This window comes from Kordia sp., assembly GCF_965283645.1.
Classification (GTDB): Bacteria; Bacteroidota; Bacteroidia; order Flavobacteriales; family Flavobacteriaceae; genus Kordia.
This window is the reverse complement of record NZ_CBDIPG010000001.1, coordinates 422,984-447,786: the sequence shown is the minus strand read 5'-3', so window position 1 is coordinate 447,786 and position 24,803 is coordinate 422,984. Positions and strand designations below refer to the sequence as shown.

Sequence of the window (24,803 nt, the reverse complement as noted above, 5' to 3'; positions counted from 1 at the left end):
CTAGCCACCAAAAAAAACTCCCATGTTTCCATGAGAGTTTATATTTTCTAAAGAATGTACAGCAATTAAGCTTGTTAATATTATTCTTCAACAATAACCCATTGACCTTTTGCAATTAATGGTTCAGCTTGTTTATATTTTACAGTTTTGTTTTCACCTGTCATCACGTTTTTGATAGTAACACGTTCGTTACGACCAATTTTTGGCTTATCGCGAACAATAGTTTCAGTTACTTGCGGACGTTGTCCACCTTGCGATTGTTGCATAGCTTGACGTTGTGCGGCTGCTTTTTCATCACTGTTTAATACTTCTTCTTTTGAAGTTGTGTAGTTTTCCTTTTTACGCTTTTGTTCACGAGCTTCACGTACACGATCTGGATTGTTATCGGCTAATTCTCCTTTAAACAAGAACGAAAGAATTTCACGATTTACTTTATCAATTACTTCTTTGAATAATTCAAACGCTTCAAATTTGTAAATTAATAACGGATCTTTTTGCTCATGCACCGCCAACTGAACTGATTGTTTTAATTCGTCCATCTTACGTAAGTGCGTTTTCCAAGCATCATCAATAATTGATAATGAAATATTTTTTTCAAAATCTGTTACCAATTGTTTTCCTTGCGAATTGTAAGCATCTTCTAAATCACTAACAACATTTAATTCTTTTGTTCCGTCCGTAAATTTAACAACAATACGTTCGTATTTATTTTCTGGATTTTCATACACTTCTTTAATTACAGGATACACAGCCTCAGCATTTAACTGCATTTTATCATTGTAATTTTTAAAAGTTGCAGTGTATACTTTTCCAATGATTTCTTCTTCTGTCATTTTTGTAAATTCGTCTTCCGTTATTGGGCTAGCAATAGAGAAGTAGCGAATTAATTCAAATTCGAAGTTTTTATAGTCATTAGCGGCTTTGTTTGTTTGTGTAATGATTTCGGTAGTGTCATATACCATATTCGAAATATCCACCTTTAAACGCTCTCCGTGTAAAGCGTGTCTACGACGTTTGTACACGACTTCACGTTGTGCATTCATTACATCATCATATTCTAGTAAACGCTTACGAATTCCAAAGTTATTTTCTTCTACTTTTTTCTGTGCACGTTCAATAGATTTTGTCATCATGGAATGCTGAATTACTTCACCATCTTTTAAGCCCATTCTGTCCATCATTTTGGCAACTCTTTCAGAACCAAATAAACGCATTAAGTTATCTTCTAACGAAACGTAGAATTGTGAACTTCCTGGATCTCCTTGACGACCAGATCGACCACGTAATTGTCTATCTACACGACGAGAATCATGTCGTTCCGTACCTACAATTGCCAATCCGCCAGCGGCTTTTACTTCATCACTAAGTTTGATATCCGTTCCACGACCTGCCATGTTTGTTGCAATAGTAACTTGTCCTGGAATTCCAGCTTCCGCTACAATATCTGCTTCACGTTGGTGTAACTTTGCATTTAATACGTTGTGTGGAATTTTTCGAATTGAAAGCATTCGACCTAATAATTCCGAAATTTCTACCGAAGTAGTACCAATTAATACAGGTCTTCCTTGTTTAGACAATTCTGTTACCTCATCAATAATGGCATTGTATTTTTCACGTTTTGTTTTGTAGATTAAATCTTCTTTGTCTTTACGCGCAATTGGTCTGTTTGTTGGAATTTCTACAACATCTAGTTTGTATATTTCCCATAATTCTCCTGCTTCTGTAACTGCCGTACCTGTCATTCCAGATAGTTTGCGGTACATTCTGAAGTAGTTTTGTAAGGTTACCGTAGCAAATGTTTGTGTAGCATCTTCAATTTTTACATTTTCTTTTGCTTCAATTGCTTGGTGTAGTCCGTCAGAATAACGACGTCCATCCATGATACGACCTGTTTGCTCATCAACAATTTTTACTTTGTTGTCCATTACTACATATTCTACATCCTTTTCAAATAGGGTATAAGCTTTTAGTAACTGACTCATGGTGTGAATACGCTCACTTTTGATTCCGAAGTCTCTAAATAATTCTTCTTTTAGTTCAACTTCTTTATCTTTTTCTAACTCTTTTGCTTCAATTTTGGCAATTTCTCCACCAATATCAGGCATTACAAAGAAATCTTTATCATTACTTCCTGTTGATAAGTATTCAACTCCTTTGTCTGTTAGATCAATTTGATTGTTTTTTTCTTCAATCACGAATAATAATTCTGCATCAATTTTGTGCATTTCGCGATTGTTGTCTTGCATGTATGTATTTTCAGTTTTTTGAAGCAATTGTTTTACACCTTCTTCACTTAAAAACTTAATTAATGCTTTATTTTTAGGCAAACCTCTGTAAACTCTAAGTAATAAAACACCACCTTCTTTGGTGTCACCTTCTTTAATTAGTTTTTTAGCTTCTGCTAAAACACCTGTTAAGTATTGGCGTTGCGTTTTTACTAGTTCAGCTACTTTTGGCTTTAAATCGTTGAATTCGTGTAAATCTCCTTGCGGAATTGGTCCAGAAATAATCAACGGCGTACGTGCATCATCCACTAATACAGAATCGACCTCATCCACAATTGCATAGTTGTGTGGACGTTGTACCAAATCGTCAGGTGATCGTGACATGTTATCACGCAAGTAATCAAAACCAAATTCATTGTTTGTTCCGTATGTGATGTCTGAAGCGTATGCTTTTCTTCTAGCTTCCGAGTTTGGTTGATGGTAATCAATACAATCAATTGTAAACCCATGGAATTGGAAAATTGGAGCCATCCAAGCGCTATCACGTTTTGCTAAGTAATCATTTACAGTTACCAAATGCACACCTTTACCAGTTAATGCATTTAAGTACACAGGAAGTGTTGCTACCAACGTTTTTCCTTCTCCTGTTTGCATTTCGGCAATTTTACCTTGATGCATTGTAATACCACCAATTAACTGTACATCATAGTGAATCATGTCCCAAGTAACTTGCTTTCCAGCGGCATCCCAAGAGTTTTGCCAAATAGCAGTATCGCCATCAAGAGTTATGTAGTCATGTAAGCCAGATAATTCTCTGTCGTATGGAGTTGCCGTTACGGTAAGCTCTGTATTGTTTGTGAAACGTTTTGCTGTTTCTTTTACCACAGCAAATGCTTCTGGTAAAATATCAAATAATACACCTTCCGTTATTTCGTATTCTTCGTCTCTAAGTTTATCAATTTCTTGATAGATATCTTCTTTACGTTCTATGTCTGAACTTGCTGCCGCTTCTTTTTCTAAAGCAGCAATTTGAGCATTATTTTCTTTACATGCTTCCGCAATTTGCGATTTAAAGTATGTAGTACGTGCTCTAAGTTCGTCGATAGACAAGCTTGATAATTGTTGTTCGTACGATTTTATTTTGTCTATGATAGGCTGTAAGCCTTTTATATCTTTCTTGGATTTGTCTCCAACAAAAATCTTCAACACTGAATTTAAAAAACTCATGGTTTATTTTGGTTTTATATTAAACCAAAAAAAAGCCTCGAAATTGAGACTTTTTCCTTGTTTAACTTGTTTTAATATTCATCTTCATTCCAGAGATAATCATCATCTGTAGGGTAATCTGGCCAAATTTCTTCGATAGATTCATAGGAATCACCTTCGTCTTCAATGGATTGTAGGTTTTCAACAACCTCTAAAGGAGCTCCTGTTCTAATTGCATAGTCAATCAACTCATCTTTTGTAGCGGGCCAAGGAGCATCACTTAAATGAGATGCTAGTTCTAATGTCCAATACATATTTATTTGATATTAATATTTTTGCAAAAATAAATTTTTAAATGAGAAAGTCAAGTAAAAAAATCATTATTTACACATTATTTTTAAGAACGTTTTTTAAGATTTGTCTATTTCCTTAATTTTTAAATAGTTACGAATTCTTTTTCGGAATCCATTTTATTTCATTCGCTTGTAAGTCATGGGACAATTTTCGTGCCAACACAAAAAGGTAGTCAGAAAGTCGGTTTAAGTATTTTAATGTAAATTCATCAAAAGGCTCTATTTCGTAAAGTGCTGATGCTAAGCGTTCTGCTCTGCGGCAAACACAACGGGCAATGTGACAGAATGACACAGTTTGATGTCCGCCAGGTAATACAAAGTGCGTCATTGGCGGTAAAGCCGCATCCATAGTGTCCATTTCACGTTCTAACGCAATTACATTGTCTTCAGAAATTCTAGGAATGTTTAATCGGTCTTTCCCGTTTTTTAAAGTTTCCTTTTCAGGATCTGTCGCTAAGACAGCACCAACCGTAAATAACAAATCTTGAATGTCCATCAATACATTTTGATAATGCGAATTGATTTCCTGATCTCTTATGAGACCAATATACGAATTGAGTTCATCAACCGTTCCATAACTGTCAATACGAATATGATGTTTGGGAACACGTGTGCCGCCAAATAGGGCAGTAGTTCCTTTATCTCCAGTTTTAGTGTATACTTTCATCGTTTTCTTTTTCTAGCTTTTTTTTTTAAATGATCTTGTAATCGCTTCTTGGTTTTCCTATTTGTGAGATATACAAAATACTTCCTATACTAAGTGCTGTAAGAAGTTTTATACTAATCATTTTCTTCTTCCTTTTCTTTTTTCTTATCGTAATAATTATCTCTGAAGTTTCTTCCTTTACGATTGTATAGTTTATTCTTGTTTCGTTTGTTATTGAATAATAACAACGGAAACATTACAATTACGATAATAAAAGTCCAAAGTAACATATGCGATTATTTTTTCTGCATGTGCATCGTTAAATGCATGCATGTGTATAGTTGACGATCATTTGATTGCGATTTCTCCCAATCTTTTTGATGCAATTTTTTGATATAGTTTAATTTCTTTTTTGAACCAATTGGAATCAAGTTTAAAAAAAATGCCCATTTTGACGAACCTAGTATTCCATGACGTTCTACTACATTGAATTCTTTATGAAAACGGCGTACTGTTTGTTTTGAAAACGGCCATTCCCAATCAGCATCAGACTGAAAAGGTCTGTATAGGGCACGAATGACTTTTAACGGCCAACTCGTTTTTAATGGATCATATGAAATTAAGTGTCCGTTTGGCGCTAATTTTTCTTGTAGCTTATCAAACAACATATCTAAGCTTTCGAAATGATGTAAAACACCATATGCATAAATAATGTCAAAATCTTTCTCTGTAAAATCAGGCGATAGAAAATCTACTTCTTTTGCTTCTGCATTTGGGATATCTTTCAAGCGTTCATTTAGCTTCGCAATGGCTTCGTCACTTAAATCAATTCCCAAATAACTTTTGGCATTTTCAGCAAGATAAATACTTAAGTAATTTCCAGCAAAACATCCTAAATCTAGTACTTTTTTGTCTGATAAATCGCCCAACCAAACTTTGTGTCTGTCATAGACTTGTTCGCTGATTTTCAGTTCTTTTCGAAAATCAGAAAGCAATTTATTTCGCATATACGACCAAATTTTGGTCGCAAAATTCTTCTTTTTCGTATTGTAGAATTCTTTTTGCCTTTTGTTGACTTCCAGTACTTTTTCTAATTGTGTATTGCTCACTTTATTAGGTTTTTTATTTGGGATAATGCAAAGTAACAAAAATTGTTATTAAATTACTTTATTTGTTGGTTTTTTAGTATGTTAGTATCGCTTCGTTGTTGGATTATTAGTCACGCTTTGCTTTGGTATTGCTTCACTCTTGGAATGGTAATAATTTAGTATTAACAAATCAACAGATTCCGACAATCCAACAATCTAACAATCTAAAAGCATCAGCGCGTCTAAATTACAGTCTAATCACAAAATGTTCCTTCGCTTGTTCTTTCCGAAAAAAAACAAATCCCCAGAAAAACGTATCAATTGTCACAGTAACTTTTGGATGATTTTTAATGGTTTCCCAAGCTTCTGTCATGTCTTTGCTCCAATGAATATCGTCAAATATAAAAACGGAATCATTGTATGTAGTTGGTAGCAATTGTTCAAAATACTGTAACGTCGCTTCTTTTTGATGATTTCCGTCAATATATATTAATTCAAAAGCTTCAGAAGAAACTTCTTGTAACGATATGTTGAATTCGTTTATATAAGTGTGTACATGATCAAAATTATATTTTTTGAACTGTTTTTCAGCAATAGCCGCCGTTTCAGGACAACCTTCTAATGTGAAAACCTCGCTTGCTTCTTTCATAGCAATCGTTGCCATTCCTAACGAAGTTCCAAGTTCTAAGCTGTTTCTTATGTTAAAATAGGAGACCAATCGTGCTAATAATTTGGCACGTTTTTCTGTAATTCCTGCATTTTTAGCAATAGCAGAAACTTTTCTTTTGTTGGATGAAAATACTCTGCTTCCTGCGCCAAAATCTTTGACTTCTATGGTTATATCATTTTGAAGTAATTCGTTCCGATAGCTTTCAATCGTTTTGTAAATTTCCTTTGGTTTTTTATCGTAAAAGCATTTCGTCACCAAATCATACACAAAAGGTGAATGTACACCATGTTCATTGGTTGATTTTGCTAAGAATTTGAAATATGCTCGTATTTGATACCACATGATTATGCTTCCATTTTTGCCGCCAATTCAAACCAACGTTCTGTTTTTTCTTCAGATTCGTTGATGATTTTCTGCAATTCCATAGATTTCTCCTGAATTTCATCTTGCGACAATTCGCCAGAAACAAAAAGCTGTTCAATTGTTGATTTTTTTTCTTCTAAACGTTGAATGTCTTTTTCCAAACGTTTGTATTCTTTTTGCTCGTTATGGTTTAGTTTATTCGAAGCATCATCTTGTCGCCATGATTTTTTTTCTTTCTTTTCAGTAGATTTATCCACAGGTTCAACACTGTCTTCATACGTTCTAAAATCGGAGTAGTTTCCAGGAAAATCTTCAATGACACCATTTCCTCTAAAGATGAATAAGTGATCTACAATTTTATCCATAAAATACCTATCATGCGAAACAACAAGCAAGCAACCTGGGAAATCGAGCAAGAAACTTTCTAGTACATTTAACGTAACAATGTCTAAATCGTTTGTTGGTTCATCCAGAATTAAAAAATTAGGATTTTGAATTAAAACTGTACATAAATACAAGCGTTTTAGCTCGCCACCAGATAGTTTTTCTACAAAATCATATTGACGTTTTCTATCAAATAAAAAGCGTTCTAGCAATTGTGCGGCAGAAATTAAACGCCCTTTTTTTAGTGGAATGTATTCTCCGTATTCTTTGATGATGTCAATTACTTTTTGACCTTCTTTCGGGTTGATTCCACTTTGTGTGTAATATCCAAATTTAGTAGTTTCACCAACAATTACTTTTCCTTCATCGGTAGCTAAATTTCCAGTAATCATATTTAAAAACGTAGACTTTCCAGTTCCGTTTTTTCCAATGATTCCAACACGTTCGCCTTTTTTAAAGACATATTCAAACTTGTCTAATAATACTTTATCTTGAAACGATTTAGAAATTTTATGCAATTCCAAAATTTTACTTCCAACACGTTCCATATTAATTTCTAATTGCACTTCGTGTTCGTTACGACGTTTGTGCGCTCTTTCTTTAATATCGTAAAAATCATCAATTCGCGACTTTGATTTCGTCGTACGTGCTTTTGGTTGACGACGCATCCAATCGAGTTCTTTTTTGTATAAATTCTTTGCTTTTTCAACAGAAGCTTGTTCCGATTGAACGCGTGCTTCTTTTTTATCTAAATAGTACGAATAACTTCCTTTGTAGTTGTAGAGTTGACCATTTTCCAGTTCTACAATTTCATTGCAAACACGTTCTAAGAAGTAACGATCATGCGTGACCATGAATAGTGTGATGCTTTCCTTTTTGAAATAATCTTCCAACCATTCAATCATTTCTAAATCTAAATGATTTGTAGGTTCATCTAAAATTAGTAAATCGGGTCTGTTGATCAAAACGGTTGCTAAGCCAAGACGTTTTTTCTGTCCACCAGAAAGATTGCCCACTTTTTGAGAAAGGTTTTCAAGTTTTAGCTTGAATAGAATTTGTTTGTATTGTGTTTCAAAATCCCAAGCATTGTGCGCGTCCATTTTTTCAAACGCTCGCTGATATTCTATTGCATCATCAGGATTGAGCAATGCTTTTTCGTAATTGCGTATAATATCCAAGATAGGATTATCAGACGCAAAAATGGTTTCTTCAATCGTTAAATTAGGATCTAAATTTTCGTTTTGAGAAAGAAACGCCATGTGAATTCCTTTGCGCGAAACAATTTGTCCGCTATCTGCTTCTGCTCGTCCTGTGATAATATTTAATAAAGAGGTTTTTCCAGTACCATTTTTAGCTATAAAAGCGACCTTTTGATCTTTATTAATTCCAAAAGAAATGTCATTAAACAATACACGTTCTCCAAATGACTTAGAGATATTTTCAACAGATAAGTAATTCACTTGATAAATTTTTATGCAAATTAAAAATAAAAAGATCATATATCTTGCATAGAATTTTATTATTAGTGTGTAAAAGTTATATTTGCTAATTGAACTCATAGAATTTTTTTAATGAAATTGAACGCCTCAATATCTATTCTCCTTTTATTATGTTTTATGTCTTCTTGTGTATCTAACAAAGAGTTGACGTACTTTAACGACAAAGAAAAAGATGATGAATTAATACAACAGAGTATTAAATTAAATGAAAAACCATATAAACTTCAAATAGGAGATTTATTATCTATAAACATTAAATCTTCTGATCCTGCATTGGTAGCAATGTTTCAACCAAGTTCTAATGAAGATGGAAGTGCGCAACAATCAGAACAAGGATTATATTATAATGGATTTACAGTTGATATACATGGAAATATAAAAATTCCATTTATTGGCGATATGAATGTGTTAGGATATACTACTGAAGAAATAAGTAAGCGTGTGTACGATAAATTACTAGACGAGTATTTTACGGAAGAAGCTAATATTTTTGTAGTTATAAAATTAGCAGGTTTACGATTTACAGTTACCGGCGAAGTTGGAGGAACAGGAATTTTTACATTATACCAAGATCGAGTTAATATTATAGAAGCGTTGGCAAGCGCAGGCGATATTGGTAGACTTGGAAACAGGAAAGACGTTTTAATTATACGTCAATATCCACAAGGACAAAAAATTCATCATATCGACTTAACAAAAGCTGATGCATTTGATTCTCCGTACTATTACATAAAACCAAATGATATGATTTATGTAAAGCCTTTAAAACAAAAATCATTAGGGACAGGAACGACACTTGTACAATCGATTACTACATTTGTTACGGTATTGTCATTGGTAACAAGCGTTATAATATTATCCAGAAACCTATAGTCATATGGAAGAAGAATTCGAAGAGTTAACATCGCAAAATTCTTTCAACATCAAAGCTTTCGCCTTGCGTGCGCTGAGTTATTGGTATCTTTTTGTAATTACTTTAGGAATTGCCTTTGTAGTTACATATTTCTACAACAAACGATTACAAAGAATATATAATGTAGAGAGTTTAATTTCTATTAAAGAAGAACAAAATCCATTTTTCTCTGCTAATACGAGTTTGGTTTTCAATTGGGGAGGAACAAGTGACAAAATAGAAACCATCCGAATTATACTTGAGTCCAGATCACATAATGAAGAAATTGTTCGTTTGTTACAATCGTATGTACATTACTTACGAAAAGGCGAATATCGTTACGAAGATATATATAAAAGTGCTCCATTCAGAGTAGAAATTGATGAACTTCACAATCAAATGATTGATCAAGTGATGAAAATAAAGTTCCTTAATGATGATTCATATGAGCTGTCTTTTGACTTTGAAGAAAAAAATGCATACAATGTTATCAATTATACAAGCAATACAACCACAACAGAATCTGTAGTTTCAAAGGAATTTAAGCAAGTTTATAATATAAAAGACACGGTAAATTTACCGTATCTAAAGTTTCAAGTCACAAAACTACCAGATATTGCATGGAATACAGAACAAGATTACTACTTGCGTTTTTCTTCTATTCGATCTGAAGTAAATCAATACAGAAATATCAACGTTTTCTTAAAACGAAAAGGAGCTTCATTATTAGTAATGAGTTTAACAGGTCCTAACAGAGCAATTTTAGCAGATTATTTAAATGCTACAGCCGAAGTTTTAAAACAAAAACAACTAGAACAAAAAAATCAATTTGCGGTAAATATTATTGCATTTATTGATGAAATGATGATTGGTGTAAAAGATTCTTTAGAATTAGAAGAAGGTAGAATTAAAGAATTTAAACAACGAAATGAAGTCCTAAATCCATCAGCTGAAGGAGATGCATTATTTAGAAAACTAACGAATTTTGATGATCAAGTAAGTACGTTAAACTTGAAGTTGCAATACTGCGAGCTATTAAAGGATTACCTAATCAATGCCAAAACGTACTCTGATTTACCAGCGCCAGCTTCTTCAGGAATAACCAACCAAAATATTGTGCAAAATGTTACAAAAATCATCAACTTATCTGTAACGAGAGCACAACGCGCAAAAACGACAAAAAATGCTATTTTCTTAAAAGAAATTGATCGCTCAGTAGAAGCGACTAGAAAAGTATTGTTGGAAAGTATTATTACTGAAAAAACATCGATTGAATTAAACTTACAAGACATACGATCGAGAATAGCACGAACAAAAGCAGAATTCAGAAAGCTACCTGCGGAAGAACAAGAACTATTCAACATTCAACGTAATTATGAAATAAGTCAGGCTTCCTACACTATGTTGCTTACCAAACGTAACGAAGCAGGAATTGCAAAAGTATCCAATGTTTCAGATATTAAAGTGATAGACAAAGCACGTGATTTAGGACAAGCGGCAATTGCTCCAAATACACAAAAAAACTTTACAGTGGCACTTTTTTTAGGTGCATTACTTCCGTTATTATTTGTTTTCTTAACGACAATCTTAGACAACAATATTCATACACCAGATGACCTAAAAGAAAATTCAAACATTCCAATTTTAGGAATTATTGGTAGAAGTAAAACTATTAACAATTTAGCAGTTTTCAACAGTCCAAAATCATCTGTAGCGGAATCTTTTAGAGGGATTCGATCTAGTTTGCAATATATCTATAAAGATTTAGATAAAAACAAATCAAAAACTGTGATGGTAACTTCTTCAGTCAGTGGAGAAGGAAAAACATTCTGTTCTATAAATATAGCATCTGTTTTTTCCTTAATGGGAAAAAAGACGGTTTTAGTAGGATTGGATTTGCGGAAACCAAAAATATTTGACGATTTTGAAATCACAAATGACATTGGAGCTGTAAACTATTTAATTGGTCAAAAAACATTGGAAGAAGTAGTGCAATCTACGAAGTATGAAAATTTAGATATAATTACATCGGGACCAATTCCACCAAATCCTTCTGAATTATTAATAAGTCAGCAGATGGAGAAATTTATGGCGGAACTTCATGAAAATTACGATTACGTTATTTTAGATACACCACCATTAGGATTGGTTTCTGATGCGGTAGATTTAATAAAATATGTAGATGCAACAATGTACTTGGTTCGACAAGAATATACCAAAAAAGCAATGTTAAATGTCATCAACGAAAAGTATAGAAAAAAAGAAATAACCAACATAAGCTTTGTATTAAATGATTTCCGTCAAAAAGCCAAATATGGTTACAGTTACGGATATGGCTATGGATACGGAAACTATGGAAACGGTTATCATGAAGATGAACAAAAATCACTATTGACGAGATTTAAGAATCTATTCAAAAAAAGCTAAACTAAAAAACCCCAAATAAAGGAATGTATAGCGCATTCCTGAATACAGCGATTATGACGATATTAGGAATATCCGCATTTTACCACGATTCTGCCGCAGCAATTGTTCAAGATGGAAAAATTGTAGCTGCCGCGCAAGAAGAACGTTTTACACGAAAAAAACACGATCCTGCGTTTCCCACGAATGCTGTTAAGTACTGTTTGGAGCATGTAGGAAAAACAATAGATCAACTCGATGCTGTCGTTTTTTATGACAAACCACTACTAAAGTTTGAACGATTACTTGAAACTTATTACGGCTTTTCACCAAAAGGTGTTGCTTCGTTCATAACGGCAATTCCAGTATGGTTAAAAGAAAAAATGTTTCTAAAAAAATTAATCAAGGACGAATTAAAAGAAATTCATTCCTACGACAAGAAAAAACTAAAACTACTTTTTCCAGAACATCACTTATCACATGCGGCAAGCGCTTTTTATCCGTCTCCATACAAAAAAGCGGCAATTCTAACGTTGGATGGTGTAGGCGAATGGGCAACAGCTTCCATAAGTATTGGTGATGGAAAAAGCATAACAATGTTAAAAGAATTACAATTTCCACACTCTGTCGGACTATTGTATTCTGCATTCACATACTTCTTAGGATTCAAAGTAAACTCAGGAGAATACAAACTCATGGGATTAGCACCATACGGAAATCCAAATTCGGAACGTGTGCACAAATTTAAAGAAATCATCAAAACCAAACTTATCAAAATCAATGATGATGGTTCAATTTGGTTAGATCAAAAATACTTTAACTATGCCGTAGGATTACGCATGGTATATGATGACAAATGGGAAGCGTTATTTGGTTTTCCAAGAAGAGATTCTGAATCAGAATATGAACAACATCATTCAGATTTAGGTTTGGCAATTCAAGATGTAACCGAAGAAATCATCATCAAACTAGCAAAACACGCCAAAGAAATTACAGGAGCTGATTACTTGTGTATGGCTGGTGGCGTTGCGCTTAATTGTGTTGCGAACGGAAAACTTCAAAATGAAAATATTTTTAAAGAAATCTTCATTCAACCAGCAGCTGGAGATGCTGGAGGTGCTTTAGGTGCTGCGTTAACAGCAAACTATCTCTACTTTGAACAAGAACGTGAAGTCGTGCCAAATGATGCAATGCACGGTTCGTATTTAGGTCCTGAATTCTCAGACTTAGATGTGGAAAATATCAATAGAAAATACGAGGCAAAAGCAACACATTTCTCAGACTTTAGTGAGTTAACAAAAAAAGTTGCCAAATACATTTCAGAAGGAAACGCCATTGGTTGGATGCAAGGTCGTATGGAATTCGGTCCGCGAGCGTTGGGAAGAAGAAGTATTTTAGGTGATGCACGAAATCCTGAAATGCAGAAAAAATTAAACCTAAAAATAAAATACCGTGAATCATTCCGACCATTTGCACCATCTGTGCTATCGGAAGATGTAAACGAATTTTTTGATTACGAAGGAATTTCGCCTTACATGCTCTTAGTGCATAAAATTCATCCAAAAATAAAACATGAAGTTCCAGTAAACTATCATGAATTGCCAATTCGCGAAAAACTCTATGTAGAACGTTCGTCGTTGCCAGCAATTACGCATATTGACTTTTCTGGAAGAATTCAAACAGTTCACAAAGAAACCAATGCTGAATATTGGGAATTAATCAACGAATTTAAAAAGATTACAGGAGTTGGTGTTGTGGTAAATACAAGTTTCAACGTTCGTGGAGAACCGATTGTTTGTACACCAGATGATGCCTATCGTTGTTTTATGCGTACTGAAATGGACTATTTAGTCATTGGAAATTACGTGTATAAAAAAGAAGAGCAACCAAGTTGGAATGATCCTGATGATTGGAAAGAAGAATTTTTATTAGACTAATTATTGTGTGGAAAACAATAAAATATAACCTTATTATCTTACTAATACTTTTAGTATTGGTAGAATGTATATTGTGGTTTTTTCCAGTTCCAGATCCGTATTCAACTGCTAAAAAAAATATGTTCTATCCAACGGTTGGAAATATGTATATAGAATCGCAGTTTGATCAGAATATGACCATGCAATTTTCTACTGAAGATGGTTTGTTAGGATTTGAAAATTATAAAGAAGCGACCAATTTTACAATAAATAACTATGGTTTTCGAGGTGAAAACTTAAAAATGCCGAAACCGAACGGAGAATACAGAATCTTTGCCATTGGCGGAAGTTCTACGGAAAGTTTGTATATAGATGATGAAGACGTTTGGACGAATGTTTTACAAGAAAATTTAAATCGTGAAAACTATCAAAATAAGATCGTAAAAGTATACAATGCTGGAAAATCTGGAGACAACATTCAAGATCATATTTCTATGTTAATTCACAGAATAGTACATTTACAACCAGATGAAGTCATTGTATTTTGTGGAATAAATGATGTAACCCGATTAATGCTTGATGACAATCCGTTAAAATTCAACAGAACAAAGGAAAAAGAAGAAGCAGTTAGTTTCCGAAACATGTTGGGCGTTTTTCTATATGAATTTCAAATTCCGAGACGTTTATTCTATGCGTTCAAAAGTGAAGATGAAAGCTTAGAAACGATTGGAATTCAGTCAAAATACAAGAAAAAAGTAACAAAAACACAATCGCGACCAGTTGAAAATCAGTTGCCTACAATAGATTATGGTAACTATGCGAATAAAATAAAATCGCTCATTGGTATTTGTCTGGCTAATGATATAAAGCTTATATTTGCGACGCAAGTAGTGACTTGGGATACGGAAGATGCAGCCTTAAAAAACTGGCATTGGATGACGTCTCGTGGTGGAGTTCGATACAATGCACTAAAACTGCAACAAAAAGTAGATAGCATCAATATGATTACGGTAACTGAAGGGCAAAAATTCAACATTCCAGTATTCAAAACGGATTCTATCATTCCAAAAACAAGTACTTATTTGTACGACGATTGTCATTTTAATCCTGCGGGAAGCAAGAAAATGGGAGACGAATTAGCTAAATTTATAAAAGACACAAAATAACTATCATATGGAATTCTTGAAAGATATATTCAACTTCTTAAAAGAACGAAAAAAATTCTGGCTGTTGCCAATGATCATTGTATTACTATTATTAGGAGTTATCCTAGTTTTAGGTGGCGGATCTGCAATTGCACCATTCATTTATACATTATTTTAGGATGAAGGAAAGTAACACAAAAGTAATATTGGTAATGATTGTTGGGTTTTTACTCATTGCAACCTATCTAAATTATAAGGAACATACAGAAGCCGCAAGAATATTATTCTTTATCGCCTTAGGTGTTGGCGTAGCGTCATTTATTCCACCACTAGAACGTTTAGTCGTTTGGATTTGGGGAAAAATTGCATTGGTTTTAGGATGGATTAACACAAAAATCATTCTATCCGTAGTATTTTTTATCTTTTTGACACCATTCGGAATCTTATCGCGAATATTTTCAAAAGGTTCATTACAACTAAAAAACGATTCAAAAACAACATTTGTAGAACGAAATCATACCTATTCAAAGAAAGACCTAGAAAACATTTGGTAACTCGAAATCCTCAATAAACGTGAACAAGCCCCAAAAAAATAACACATGGTTACTTGAGATATCACCAAAAAGTAGCCTATTCGACTTTAAGTTTAAAGAAATATGGCGCTATCGTGATTTGCTCATGCTTTTCGTACGTCGTGATGTGGTCACTTTATACAAACAAACGGTTTTAGGACCTTTGTGGTATCTTATTCAACCGTTGATGACCTCTATAATATTCACGTTGGTTTTCAATGGAATTGCAGACATAAAAACGGGAACGGTCAATGCTTTTTTGTTCAACTTAGCAGGAATTACCATCTGGAATTACTTTGCAGAATGTCTCAAAGCGACTTCAGATACATTCAAAAAAAATGAAAATATCTTTGGAAAAGTATACTTTCCAAGAGCGATTATGCCGTTATCAATCACGATTTCTAACTTGTTGAAATTTAGTATTCAAGCATGTATATTTGTCATTTTTTACATCTACTTTTCATTTAATGGAGAAGCAGGAACATTATCATGGTATGTACTTTTAATACCTATCGTTGTTATAATCATGGGTGTATTAGGATTGGGTTTAGGAATGATAATTTCCTCCATGGTTACAAAATATCGTGATTTAAGTTTTCTCGTTCAGTTTGGTGTACAACTACTCATGTATATTTCGGCAGTAATGTATCCAATAGTTATTGTAAAAGACAAACTACCATCGTATGTATCATGGCTGGTGGCGTACAATCCGTTAGCAAATGTTATAGAATCATTCAGATACATGGTTTTTACAGGAGACTATTTAAAAAACCCAGCAGATGCAGGTTTTTCTTTACTAACTATTGCCATTATGTTTGTAGTAGCATTTATAGTTTTCCTAATCGGATTGGTAATATTCAACAAAACGGAACGTAATTTTATAGATACGGTATAATGGAGAAAGACATCATATTACAGGTTGAAAATCTATCAAAACAGTATCGTTTAGGAGTTATTGGTACAGGAACAATTACACACGATTTAAATCGTTGGTGGCATAAAATTCGAGGAAAAGAAGATCCATATCAGAAAATTGGTGAAAAAAATGCTCGTACGGAAGTTGGAAACTCTAACTATGTTTGGGCGTTAAAAGATATATCTTTCAATCTTGAAAGAGGTGAAGTATTAGGTGTCATTGGAAGAAATGGCGCAGGAAAGTCAACATTACTAAAACTACTATCCAAAGTAACAACACCAACCAAAGGAATCATCCGATCTAATGGACGAATTGCTTCTTTACTAGAAGTAGGAACTGGATTTCATCCTGAATTAACAGGAAAAGAAAACATTTACTTAAATGGTGCAATTTTAGGAATGACTAAAGCCGAAATCAAGCTAAAATTTGATGAAATTGTAGAATTTGCAGGTGTGCAGCGATATATTGATACGCCTGTAAAACGATACTCTTCAGGAATGAAAGTTCGTTTAGCATTTGCAGTTGCCGCACATTTAGAACCCGAAATACTCATCGTGGACGAAGTATTAGCAGTTGGAGATGTAGAATTTCAAAAAAAGGCGATTGGTAAAATGCAAGACATTTCGCAAGGAGAAGGAAGAACTGTATTGTTTGTAAGTCATAACATGATGACCATACGAAGATTGTGCAGTAGAGCGATATTGCTTGAAGACGGAATGGTATCTTATGCAGGCGATGTTGAAAGTACAATTAATAAATACATCGAAAAAAATACAGTTATCAAAGAAACGGATATCGCAACACGTAAAGAACGTTTGGGTTCTGGTCAAGCCAGAATAACCAATGCGGTAATACTTTCTGAAGAAATAAAAACAGGAGCTCCGTTTGAAGTCGAACTTAGTTACAAGAACAATACTAAATTTGTCATTGATGAATTTGGAATCAGTATTTGGAAGCTTGATGAAACTAAAATTATAAGTATATCATCAAATCTAAAAAAAGAACTCATCACCATTGATCAAAATAGTGGTAATGTCATTTGTAAAATAGATTCTTTACCTTTAGTACAAGGTTCGTACCTATTAAATGTTTTTGTAGCAAACCAAGCAGGCGTTGCAGATTACTTGGAAAAAGTACTCACATTTGAAGTAGAAGAAAACGATTATTTCGGCAACGGAAAATTAGTCGATTCAAAATGGGGAACAATTATCGTAGATCACAACTGGAAACACACGGATAAATAATGATTCAAGAATACTCAGAACTCAATAGCTGGCACGATCAAAAAGATCCTTGGGATTATGAAAATAGTGCGGATGACATCAAACGAAAAGACATTTTACTAAGTGAAATTCCTCAAAAACACTACGGAACTGTATTAGATATCGGTTGCGGGCAAGGGTTTATCACGGAAAACTTACCAGGAGACAAAGTGTATGGTGTAGATATTTCAGCGAATGCGATAAAATTTGCCCAACAAAAAGAAACGGATACACTCAAATTTTTAGAAGGAAGTATTTTTGACATTGATAAAATTGTCCCAGAAAAATTTGATCTTATCATCATTACAGGTGTATTATACCAACAATACATTGGGAAATCGACAAATTTAATCTACAAACTGATTGACAACATCTTAAAAAAAGATGGAATTCTAATCTCTGTACACATTGACGATTGGTACTACTCACAATTTCCATACCTACGTGTAAAAGAACTCTTTTACAAATACAGAACCTACAATCATAAACTTGAAATTTACCACAAATGATTTTAATGTATCATAAAATATATTTGGATTCGCCAACCATGTGGTGGGTGACTGTAAATGACTTTTACAGACAAATGGCTGAATTATCTTCAAAAGAAGTGGTATTCTTGGAAGATTATGATGTAAACAATCCCAATCAAGTAGTCATTACGTTTGATGGTGTTTACAAAAACGTGTTGCAATACGCAATGCCAATCATGAAACATTTTGGATATCCTTTTGAACTGTTCATCACATCTGATTACTTAGATAAAGACAACGAATTTGACAGTGTAGAACCAAATGCACCATTTACAAGCAAAGAAGAATTGCAAGAATTGGTGGCAAATGGTGGAAGACTGCAATGGCATACAAAATCACATCCGAACTTAAAAGAAGTTACAGATAGAGAACGAATCATTGACGAACTATCAATTCCTGAAGATATCAAATCGCTTGATCCTGCTGGATTTAACTGGTTTGCATATCCACACGGAGAATTCAATGATGTTGTTGTAGAAGAAACAGCAAAACGTTTCAAAGGAGCTGTTTCGTGTAATCAAGGAAATGATTCTGATATCTTCAAACTGAATAGACTTACGGTTGTCAATGAAACTAGCTTGCGAAAGGAAAATATAGCGTGTATAATAGCAAGTTATAACTATGGTGATTTTCTTATTGAAGCGATAGAATCGGTTTTAAAACAAACCATTGTTCCAGATGAAATTCTCATTACAGACGATCATTCAGACGATGATACGCAGTTAATTGCGGAAGGTTATGTGAAAAAATATCCTAATCTTATCAAATACAACAGAAACGAAACAAATTTAGGCATTGTAGCACATTTCAACAAAGCTATCAAACTTACCACGGCGGAATATGTATTCTTTTTAGGAGCAGACAATCGTTTGGTGAGTAACTATGTGGAAGATTGTAGCAATGTGTTAGATCACAATAAAGATGCGGCAATTGCATATACAGATTACGCTTTCTTCGGTTCAAGAGCAAAATTAACGCATCAAAATTTCACGAATGAATGGAAAGGTGCTGTTATTTTAGATACATTCTATCAAATCAACTTTCCAGAATTTGACACCAAAGAAGCATTAGTTGCACAAATAGAAAAACGAAACTGTATTCATGGTTCATCCATGTACAGACGTTCTGTATTTGATGAAGTTGGCGGATATATTACATCGAAAAAAGCAGAAGATTACAATCTATTCAAGCGGATAATTGCAAAAGGTTGGACCGCAAAAAAGGCAAGAAATACTAATTTAGAATACAGACAACACAATATATATCAGGCAAATAACATTGTAGGAATGCAGTTGAAAATGATGCATTACAAAAAAATGTATGAAGAAACGAACAAATACAACAATTCAACATATTTCAAAATTTCATACAAAATATACAAAGGTTTACGCTTTATAAAATATAATTACAAAAGCCCGTTGAGAGTCTTAAAAGCAATCAAAGGAAAGCTTTTTAAATAATCGATTCAACCATATGAATGTCGCTATCATCATAGTAACGTATAATGGAATATCCTGGCTATCAACATGTTTAGATAGTTGTGGAGACGTTTCTGTTATTGTGATTGATAACAACTCTTCGGACAATACGGTTGAATTCATTAAAGAAAACTATCCGAAAGTTACACTCATAGAATCGTCTGAAAACAAAGGTTTTGGAGCCGCAAACAATATCGGAATTGCAAAAGCATTAGAACAAGGCGCCGAATATTTCTTCCTCCTAAATCAAGATGCGTATTTGCAACCGAATACAATTTCACGATTAATAGAAGTGCATAAGAAAGACAGTAATTACGGCATTCTAAGTCCAATTCATTTAAATGGTGATTGGAGCAAGCTCGATCATAATTTTTCAAAATATATCAACGAAAACAAGGAGCTTCAATACGATGCTATCAAACTAAACTATCAGCAAAGTATATATGAAGTTCCGTTTATAAACGCAGCAGGTTGGCTAATCTCAAAACAAGCTATTGATACGGTTGGCGGATTTGATCCTATATTCTTTCACTATGCAGAAGACAACAATTACTGTCAACGAATACGATTTCATGGACTAAAAATTGGCGTAGTGCCAGATGTTTTCTTAGCACATGATCGTGAATATAGAACAAATACTACGAAACCAGATATTCAAAAAAAGTTACAACTTGAAGAACGAAAAATCAAAGTCGCACTAGCTGATCTCAACAAAGATTTGAATTCGCAATTACAAGCTTTTAGAAAAAAATATGCAAACAATATTCTAAAATCACTTTTACGATTAAAATTTAGTGACTATACATATCATAAAAAAGAACAAAAATTATTCGCTAAATTATTGCCTGAAATAAAAAAAAGTAGAGCAATCAACGAGAAAAAGGGTAGACATTACATCTCAACAAATTAATGGGAAAACAAATCTCCATACTAATCCCAACATACAACAGAGCGCATCTTATCAAGGAAACGCTCAATTCACTTGTGCAACAAACGTACAAACATTGGGAATGTATTGTGGTGGATGATCATTCAAACGATCATACACAGGAAGTAGTTGAGGAATATATAGCTAAAGATGCTCGTTTTCAGTATTACAAACGACCAAATAACAAGCCAAAAGGTGCAAATGCATGTCGTAACTTTGGGATAGAAAAAAGCAGTTCGGACTATATAATATTCTTAGATTCGGAAGACTTTTTAAGTGCTGATTGTCTCAAGGACAGAATGGAAGCTGTTGAAAAACATCCAACGAAAGACGGATTGATATTTACAATGGAACGTTTTCCAAATCGTGAAAACCAACACAACACAATCAACAAAGATCCTAAGGAAACGCCTGATACAACAACGTATTTAAAAATGTTTTTAGCGCATCAATTGCCGTGGGCAATAACCTGTCCAATCTGGAAAAAAGAAGCTTTGCAAGCAATTGGCGGATTTGATGAATCGTTACAACGTTTGCAAGATGTGGATTTAGCAATCCGATTACTCTTAAACAATATGCAAGTAGAACGCATTCAAAAAACAGACTGTTACTACAAAATTGATAAAACTGGAGAAGCAAAATACAAAGACATCAAATTCATCAAAAAAGCGGTGAAAAGCTTCATTCCATTTATAGATACAACACTAAAAAACATAGAAAACAGAAGTGATACAGAGGAATTGAAAACCTATGTAAAATCGTCTGTATACATCTTCCTAAAAAACTATATCTTTCCAAATCATGACGAATTACATCATGAAAAAAAAGAACTATATAAAGTTGTAAAACAACACAAACTCTGTTCAAAAAAAGAGTTCCGTTACTTTTGGATTTTAAAATCACTAATTACGCTCAAATTACAGACGGTAAAAGGAATTGGCGTGCATAAATTCACATCAAAAATCAAAAATCACTTTTTAAAAACGTACGAATTAATCCAAGAAGTTACATGAAGATTCTGTTTGTTGCTATGCAATACATACATGCCGTACGTTGGATCAATCAACTAAAAGAATCCGATCATGAAATCTATCTATTCGATTGTTTAGACAGACCAATTCATAAAGAATTGCAATGGACAAACTACACAACAAACTGGAGTAAACGTAAAATAAAACCCTTAAAAGGAGAAACATTTCTCAAAAAACACTTTCCGAATCTAAACGAGAAAATACAACCAATATTAAAAGTCACGGCTTCTGAAAGGCTTAAATCTTTAATTGAAAAAACTCAGCCAGATGTTGTGCATTCCATGGAATTACAATCTGAAAGTTATCCGTTGATTTCGGTTCGAAAAAAAATCAAATTCAATTGGGTATGTTCCACTTGGGGAAGCGGAATTTACCATTTTTACAACGAATCGTTTCACAAAAAACGAATTGACACGTTATTAAGTCAAATCGATTTTCTGTTTACAGACAATGTTCGCGATATTAACTTGGCAGAACACTACGGTTTCAACGGAAAAATATTGGGAAGTTTTCCTGGCGGTGGTGGATTTGTGGTAAAAGAAGAACTCATTCAACCTGTAAATGATAGAAAGTTAATCTTAGTAAAAGGCTATCATCATTGGGCTGGACGCGCATTAAACGCATTAAAAGGATTAGAAAACAATCTTGAATTGATTAAAAACTATCAAATTCATGTCTATGCGGCGCATCCGAATGTGATTGCAGAAATTGAACGTTTACAAACGGAATACAATCTAAATATAACCTATACAAAACGAGGAATAGAAGAGTCGCATCATTCGTTGTTGAAAAAGTTCGGTCAAGCCAGAATTGCCATCGGAATCAATGTTACAGACGGAATTCCGAATACCTTGCTAGAAGCTATGATATATGGCGCGTTTCCGATTCAGACCAATCCTGGAAAGGTTTCGGAAGAATACGTTAAACATCAAAAAAATGGTATATTGGTTGAAAATGCCGAAAACATTCAAGAAATTTCAGAAGCAATAAAAGAAGGATTAACAAATGATGATGTAATTACAAAAGCATTCAAATACAACAAAAAGTATCGTGTATCTTTAAGCTATCAAAACATTCAAGAAAACGTACTAAAAGCGTACAAAACGATTGAAGAAAGTCTATGAATATTCTATTCCTTGTAAACAACACGAAAATCTCTCCAAATGCTAATGGCGGCGCTTCGGTGTATTTCAGTCACTTGGAATTATTGGCGAAATTAGGTTACACTATTCATGTGTTATTAGTAGATTTCCAAGATGGACAACAAGCCGAAATCTCATCAAATGTAAATCAAGACTATATTCAAGAAATCAACGGGTTTTACAGCGAAATAAATCACTTTCAAGTAGCACAAATTCCACCGAAAGGTATATTCAATCGTATCAAAACAGCAGTTTTCCAACCTGAAAAATTTGAATACTTTTTTGTGAATACTGAAAATGAGAAAATTCTAAAAGAGTACATTTCAGTAAACAATATAAATTTAGTTTGGGCAGAATGGCGTTGGACAGCAATTTTGGCACACTATGCAAAACTTCCCATTCCAGTAATTTATGCGCATCACGATTGGGAATTCAAACTGCGAAAGCTAAAAAGTAGACTATCGTTACTGCAAAAATTCCACCTCAAACAAAAGAAAAGAGTAGAGTTGGACTTGGTAAAAAATGTATATGGTTGTGTTTCAGCTTCCTTCACAGAAACGGAAGAAATAAAAGTTTTTGGAAACGAAAACGCACTATACATTCCATTAATGTATAAAGAAGTTACTATTACAAAAAACGATTCAAAAGTTCCATCAATAGTGCATTTGGGCGGCATGGGAACAACGGCAAATCGTATTGGATTAGAACGTTTTTTAGAAGTCTGTTGGGAAGACTTAAAACAGCAAATTCCAACCGTAGAACTCAATGTAATTGGAAGTCTAAAATACGCTTCTAATTCGTTAAAAAATCGTTTGAAAGATCCAAAAATCAAGTGTTTAGGGTTTGTAGAAAATTTAGAGCCAGCATTAAAGGCGTACGATATTCATATCATTCCTTGGGAATACAACACGGGAACGCGTACACGAATTCCGTTGGTGTTCAATCACGCGCAAGTATTAGTCTGTACAAAAGCAGCGGCGAGTTGTTATCCAGAATTGAATCATAATGAAAACTGTATCCTAAGTGACAATTTACAACACATGACAACACAACTAATCGATTTGTATAACAATACAGAAAAGCGGATATTTACAGGGAATAACGCCCGAAAAACGTTTCTAAATCATTTCACAACCGACAAGCAAATGGAGAAATTGAAGGAGTTTTTGGAAAGGGTTTGAAATAATTAGTTATGAGTTATGAGTTATGAGTTTTGGGTTAGATAGTTAAGTAACAGATGAAATCATATAAAGATTTAGAAGTATACAATACAGCGTTTGAGTTGGCAGTAAAAATTCATAAAATGTCTTTAAAACTGCCTAAGCATGAGTTGTATGAACAAGGAAGTCAAATAAGACGTTCCTCAAAAAGTGTAAAGGATAGCATTGTTGAAGGTTATGGAAGAAGAAAATATAAAGCCGATTTTATAAAATTTCTGATTTATGCACATGCTTCATTATTAAAATGTATTTCTCAATTACAAATGATAAAAACACTGTATGAAGTTAAAGAAGTAGATCAATTATTGATAGATTATGAAAATTTAGGAGGAAAACTTTATAATTTTATGAAATATGTAGAAAAAAATTGGAAAGTCAGTCAAAATTAAACATTTTCACACAACACACAACACACAACACACAACACACAACACACAACACACAACACACAACACACAACAAGCAGTTGGTTAATTTTTTCGCATATGATTTTCAGTAGTTTACGAAATTAGGAGTCCGAAAAAGGGTCGATTTCTATGCTTTTCGGTACTCTAAAACGGTACTCTTATAACACCTTAAAACCACCTCATTTTCGCTTTATTTTCCAACATTTAAAAATTCAATTTTTGGATGAAAATATATCGCCAAATGACTATCCGTTTTTCTATGTATTTCTAATAAAATTACACGAAAAATGATAAAAAATAAACAAACAAAAAGAAAATCTATTTTAGACGGTTTGGACTTAAATTCGATTCCAAAGTCAACCAAACCATTAATTGACACCAAAAAGGTGTTAAAGCATCCTGTTACTAAATTAGTTATCTGTGGTGTTGCCATTTATGGAGTACTTAAAGTGTCAAAATACTTTGTAAATGGGTATGCAGAACTCATTAGAGCCACAAAAAACTTGCGTAATGCCCGCAATCAGTAA

General features: G+C 33.6%; 23 protein-coding genes. 16 read left to right on the top strand and 7 right to left on the bottom strand.

The window, feature by feature from the left end; genetic code table 11:
* Positions 1-80: 80 nt before the first annotated feature.
* The 7 genes from secA to ACQ654_RS01870 all read right to left on the bottom strand — a co-directional run bounded on the left by secA (position 81) and on the right by ACQ654_RS01870 (position 8,395).
* Positions 81-3,452, bottom strand: coding sequence for a preprotein translocase subunit SecA (gene secA, locus ACQ654_RS01900; RefSeq protein WP_430408616.1), 3,372 nt, complete (start codon positions 3,450-3,452; stop codon positions 81-83).
* A gap of 71 nt (positions 3,453-3,523) precedes the next feature.
* On the bottom strand, positions 3,524-3,745 hold the full coding sequence (locus tag ACQ654_RS01895; RefSeq protein WP_046755590.1) for a DUF2795 domain-containing protein: 222 nt from the start codon (positions 3,743-3,745) through the stop codon (positions 3,524-3,526).
* Between the two features lie 130 nt (positions 3,746-3,875).
* Positions 3,876-4,451, bottom strand: a complete 576-nt coding sequence (locus ACQ654_RS01890; protein WP_430408615.1) for a cob(I)yrinic acid a,c-diamide adenosyltransferase — start codon at positions 4,449-4,451, stop codon at positions 3,876-3,878.
* A gap of 113 nt (positions 4,452-4,564) precedes the next feature.
* A complete protein-coding gene (locus tag ACQ654_RS01885; protein WP_430408614.1) occupies positions 4,565-4,720 on the bottom strand; it encodes a hypothetical protein in 156 nt (51 codons plus the stop codon).
* A gap of 6 nt (positions 4,721-4,726) precedes the next feature.
* A complete protein-coding gene (locus ACQ654_RS01880) occupies positions 4,727-5,539 on the bottom strand; it encodes a class I SAM-dependent methyltransferase (RefSeq protein ID WP_430408613.1) in 813 nt (270 codons plus the stop codon).
* A gap of 226 nt (positions 5,540-5,765) precedes the next feature.
* Positions 5,766-6,530: an O-methyltransferase gene (locus ACQ654_RS01875; RefSeq protein WP_430408612.1), complete on the bottom strand. Its 765-nt coding sequence runs from the start codon at positions 6,528-6,530 to the stop codon at positions 5,766-5,768.
* Positions 6,531-6,532: 2 nt separating this feature from the next.
* Positions 6,533-8,395 (bottom strand): ABC-F family ATP-binding cassette domain-containing protein, encoded by a 1,863-nt coding sequence (locus ACQ654_RS01870; RefSeq protein WP_430408611.1) that lies wholly within the window; start codon positions 8,393-8,395, stop codon positions 6,533-6,535.
* 156 nt (positions 8,396-8,551) lie between these two features.
* On the opposite strand from ACQ654_RS01870, the gene ACQ654_RS01865 reads away from it, so the two are divergent.
* The 16 genes from ACQ654_RS01865 (at position 8,552) to ACQ654_RS01790 (ending at position 24,803) form a co-directional block, all read left to right on the top strand.
* Positions 8,552-9,307: a polysaccharide biosynthesis/export family protein gene (locus tag ACQ654_RS01865; protein ID WP_430408610.1), complete on the top strand. Its 756-nt coding sequence runs from the start codon at positions 8,552-8,554 to the stop codon at positions 9,305-9,307.
* A gap of 4 nt (positions 9,308-9,311) precedes the next feature.
* The gene (locus ACQ654_RS01860) at positions 9,312-11,753 is read left to right on the top strand and encodes a polysaccharide biosynthesis tyrosine autokinase (RefSeq protein ID WP_430408609.1); all 2,442 of its coding nucleotides are present in this window, start codon (positions 9,312-9,314) and stop codon (positions 11,751-11,753) included.
* Between the two features lie 53 nt (positions 11,754-11,806).
* The gene (locus tag ACQ654_RS01855; protein WP_430408608.1) at positions 11,807-13,666 is read left to right on the top strand and encodes a carbamoyltransferase family protein; all 1,860 of its coding nucleotides are present in this window, start codon (positions 11,807-11,809) and stop codon (positions 13,664-13,666) included.
* A 5-nt stretch (positions 13,667-13,671) separates the two neighbouring features.
* Positions 13,672-14,811, top strand: a complete 1,140-nt coding sequence (locus ACQ654_RS01850; RefSeq protein ID WP_430408607.1) for an SGNH/GDSL hydrolase family protein — start codon at positions 13,672-13,674, stop codon at positions 14,809-14,811.
* 7 nt (positions 14,812-14,818) lie between these two features.
* Positions 14,819-14,968, top strand: coding sequence for a DUF5989 family protein (locus ACQ654_RS01845; RefSeq protein ID WP_173427043.1), 150 nt, complete (start codon positions 14,819-14,821; stop codon positions 14,966-14,968).
* A 1-nt stretch (position 14,969) separates the two neighbouring features.
* Positions 14,970-15,344 (top strand): hypothetical protein, encoded by a 375-nt coding sequence (locus tag ACQ654_RS01840; protein ID WP_430408606.1) that lies wholly within the window; start codon positions 14,970-14,972, stop codon positions 15,342-15,344.
* Positions 15,345-15,357: 13 nt separating this feature from the next.
* The gene (locus ACQ654_RS01835) at positions 15,358-16,257 is read left to right on the top strand and encodes an ABC transporter permease (RefSeq protein WP_430412991.1); all 900 of its coding nucleotides are present in this window, start codon (positions 15,358-15,360) and stop codon (positions 16,255-16,257) included.
* Complete coding sequence (locus tag ACQ654_RS01830; RefSeq protein ID WP_430408605.1) at positions 16,257-17,522, top strand: ABC transporter ATP-binding protein; 1,266 nt, start codon at positions 16,257-16,259, stop codon at positions 17,520-17,522. Before ACQ654_RS01835 ends, ACQ654_RS01830 begins: the two co-directional genes overlap by 1 nt.
* A complete protein-coding gene (locus tag ACQ654_RS01825; RefSeq protein ID WP_430408604.1) occupies positions 17,522-18,049 on the top strand; it encodes a class I SAM-dependent methyltransferase in 528 nt (175 codons plus the stop codon). The genes ACQ654_RS01830 and ACQ654_RS01825 overlap by 1 nt, the downstream gene beginning before the upstream one ends.
* 5 nt (positions 18,050-18,054) lie before the next feature.
* Positions 18,055-19,530 (top strand): glycosyltransferase, encoded by a 1,476-nt coding sequence (locus ACQ654_RS01820; RefSeq protein WP_430408603.1) that lies wholly within the window; start codon positions 18,055-18,057, stop codon positions 19,528-19,530.
* A gap of 13 nt (positions 19,531-19,543) precedes the next feature.
* Positions 19,544-20,458, top strand: coding sequence for a glycosyltransferase family 2 protein (locus tag ACQ654_RS01815; RefSeq protein WP_430408602.1), 915 nt, complete (start codon positions 19,544-19,546; stop codon positions 20,456-20,458).
* Entirely contained in the window at positions 20,458-21,489 is a 1,032-nt protein-coding gene (locus ACQ654_RS01810; RefSeq protein ID WP_430408601.1) for a glycosyltransferase family 2 protein, read from the top strand. The genes ACQ654_RS01815 and ACQ654_RS01810 overlap by 1 nt, the downstream gene beginning before the upstream one ends.
* Positions 21,486-22,631 carry a glycosyltransferase gene (locus ACQ654_RS01805; RefSeq protein WP_430408600.1) on the top strand — a complete coding sequence of 382 codons (1,146 nt, stop codon included), beginning with the start codon at positions 21,486-21,488 and terminating at the stop codon, positions 22,629-22,631. Before ACQ654_RS01810 ends, ACQ654_RS01805 begins: the two co-directional genes overlap by 4 nt.
* Positions 22,628-23,830: a glycosyltransferase gene (locus ACQ654_RS01800; RefSeq protein WP_430408599.1), complete on the top strand. Its 1,203-nt coding sequence runs from the start codon at positions 22,628-22,630 to the stop codon at positions 23,828-23,830. The genes ACQ654_RS01805 and ACQ654_RS01800 overlap by 4 nt, the downstream gene beginning before the upstream one ends.
* 56 nt (positions 23,831-23,886) lie before the next feature.
* The gene (locus ACQ654_RS01795; protein ID WP_430408598.1) at positions 23,887-24,258 is read left to right on the top strand and encodes a four helix bundle protein; all 372 of its coding nucleotides are present in this window, start codon (positions 23,887-23,889) and stop codon (positions 24,256-24,258) included.
* Positions 24,259-24,563: 305 nt separating this feature from the next.
* Positions 24,564-24,803, top strand: coding sequence for a hypothetical protein (locus ACQ654_RS01790; RefSeq protein ID WP_430408597.1), 240 nt, complete (start codon positions 24,564-24,566; stop codon positions 24,801-24,803).

Bases quoted from the DNA above. Each gene is read 5' to 3' on its own strand.
- secA (WP_430408616.1), bottom strand. From the start codon at position 3,452: ATGAGTTTTTTAAATTCAGTGTTGAAGATTTTTGTTGGAGACAAATCC.
- ACQ654_RS01895 (WP_046755590.1), bottom strand. From the start codon at position 3,745: ATGTATTGGACATTAGAACTAGCATCTCATTTAAGTGATGCTCCTTGG.
- ACQ654_RS01890 (WP_430408615.1), bottom strand. From the start codon at position 4,451: ATGAAAGTATACACTAAAACTGGAGATAAAGGAACTACTGCCCTATTT.
- ACQ654_RS01885 (WP_430408614.1), bottom strand. From the start codon at position 4,720: ATGTTACTTTGGACTTTTATTATCGTAATTGTAATGTTTCCGTTGTTA.
- ACQ654_RS01875 (WP_430408612.1), bottom strand. From the start codon at position 6,530: ATGTGGTATCAAATACGAGCATATTTCAAATTCTTAGCAAAATCAACC.
- ACQ654_RS01865 (WP_430408610.1), top strand. From the start codon at position 8,552: ATGTCTTCTTGTGTATCTAACAAAGAGTTGACGTACTTTAACGACAAA.
- ACQ654_RS01860 (WP_430408609.1), top strand. From the start codon at position 9,312: ATGGAAGAAGAATTCGAAGAGTTAACATCGCAAAATTCTTTCAACATC.
- ACQ654_RS01855 (WP_430408608.1), top strand. From the start codon at position 11,807: ATGACGATATTAGGAATATCCGCATTTTACCACGATTCTGCCGCAGCA.
- ACQ654_RS01845 (WP_173427043.1), top strand. From the start codon at position 14,819: ATGGAATTCTTGAAAGATATATTCAACTTCTTAAAAGAACGAAAAAAA.
- ACQ654_RS01840 (WP_430408606.1), top strand. From the start codon at position 14,970: ATGAAGGAAAGTAACACAAAAGTAATATTGGTAATGATTGTTGGGTTT.
- ACQ654_RS01830 (WP_430408605.1), top strand. From the start codon at position 16,257: ATGGAGAAAGACATCATATTACAGGTTGAAAATCTATCAAAACAGTAT.
- ACQ654_RS01825 (WP_430408604.1), top strand. From the start codon at position 17,522: ATGATTCAAGAATACTCAGAACTCAATAGCTGGCACGATCAAAAAGAT.
- ACQ654_RS01820 (WP_430408603.1), top strand. From the start codon at position 18,055: ATGTATCATAAAATATATTTGGATTCGCCAACCATGTGGTGGGTGACT.
- ACQ654_RS01815 (WP_430408602.1), top strand. From the start codon at position 19,544: ATGAATGTCGCTATCATCATAGTAACGTATAATGGAATATCCTGGCTA.
- ACQ654_RS01810 (WP_430408601.1), top strand. From the start codon at position 20,458: ATGGGAAAACAAATCTCCATACTAATCCCAACATACAACAGAGCGCAT.
- ACQ654_RS01805 (WP_430408600.1), top strand. From the start codon at position 21,486: ATGAAGATTCTGTTTGTTGCTATGCAATACATACATGCCGTACGTTGG.
- ACQ654_RS01800 (WP_430408599.1), top strand. From the start codon at position 22,628: ATGAATATTCTATTCCTTGTAAACAACACGAAAATCTCTCCAAATGCT.
- ACQ654_RS01795 (WP_430408598.1), top strand. From the start codon at position 23,887: ATGAAATCATATAAAGATTTAGAAGTATACAATACAGCGTTTGAGTTG.
- ACQ654_RS01790 (WP_430408597.1), top strand. From the start codon at position 24,564: ATGATAAAAAATAAACAAACAAAAAGAAAATCTATTTTAGACGGTTTG.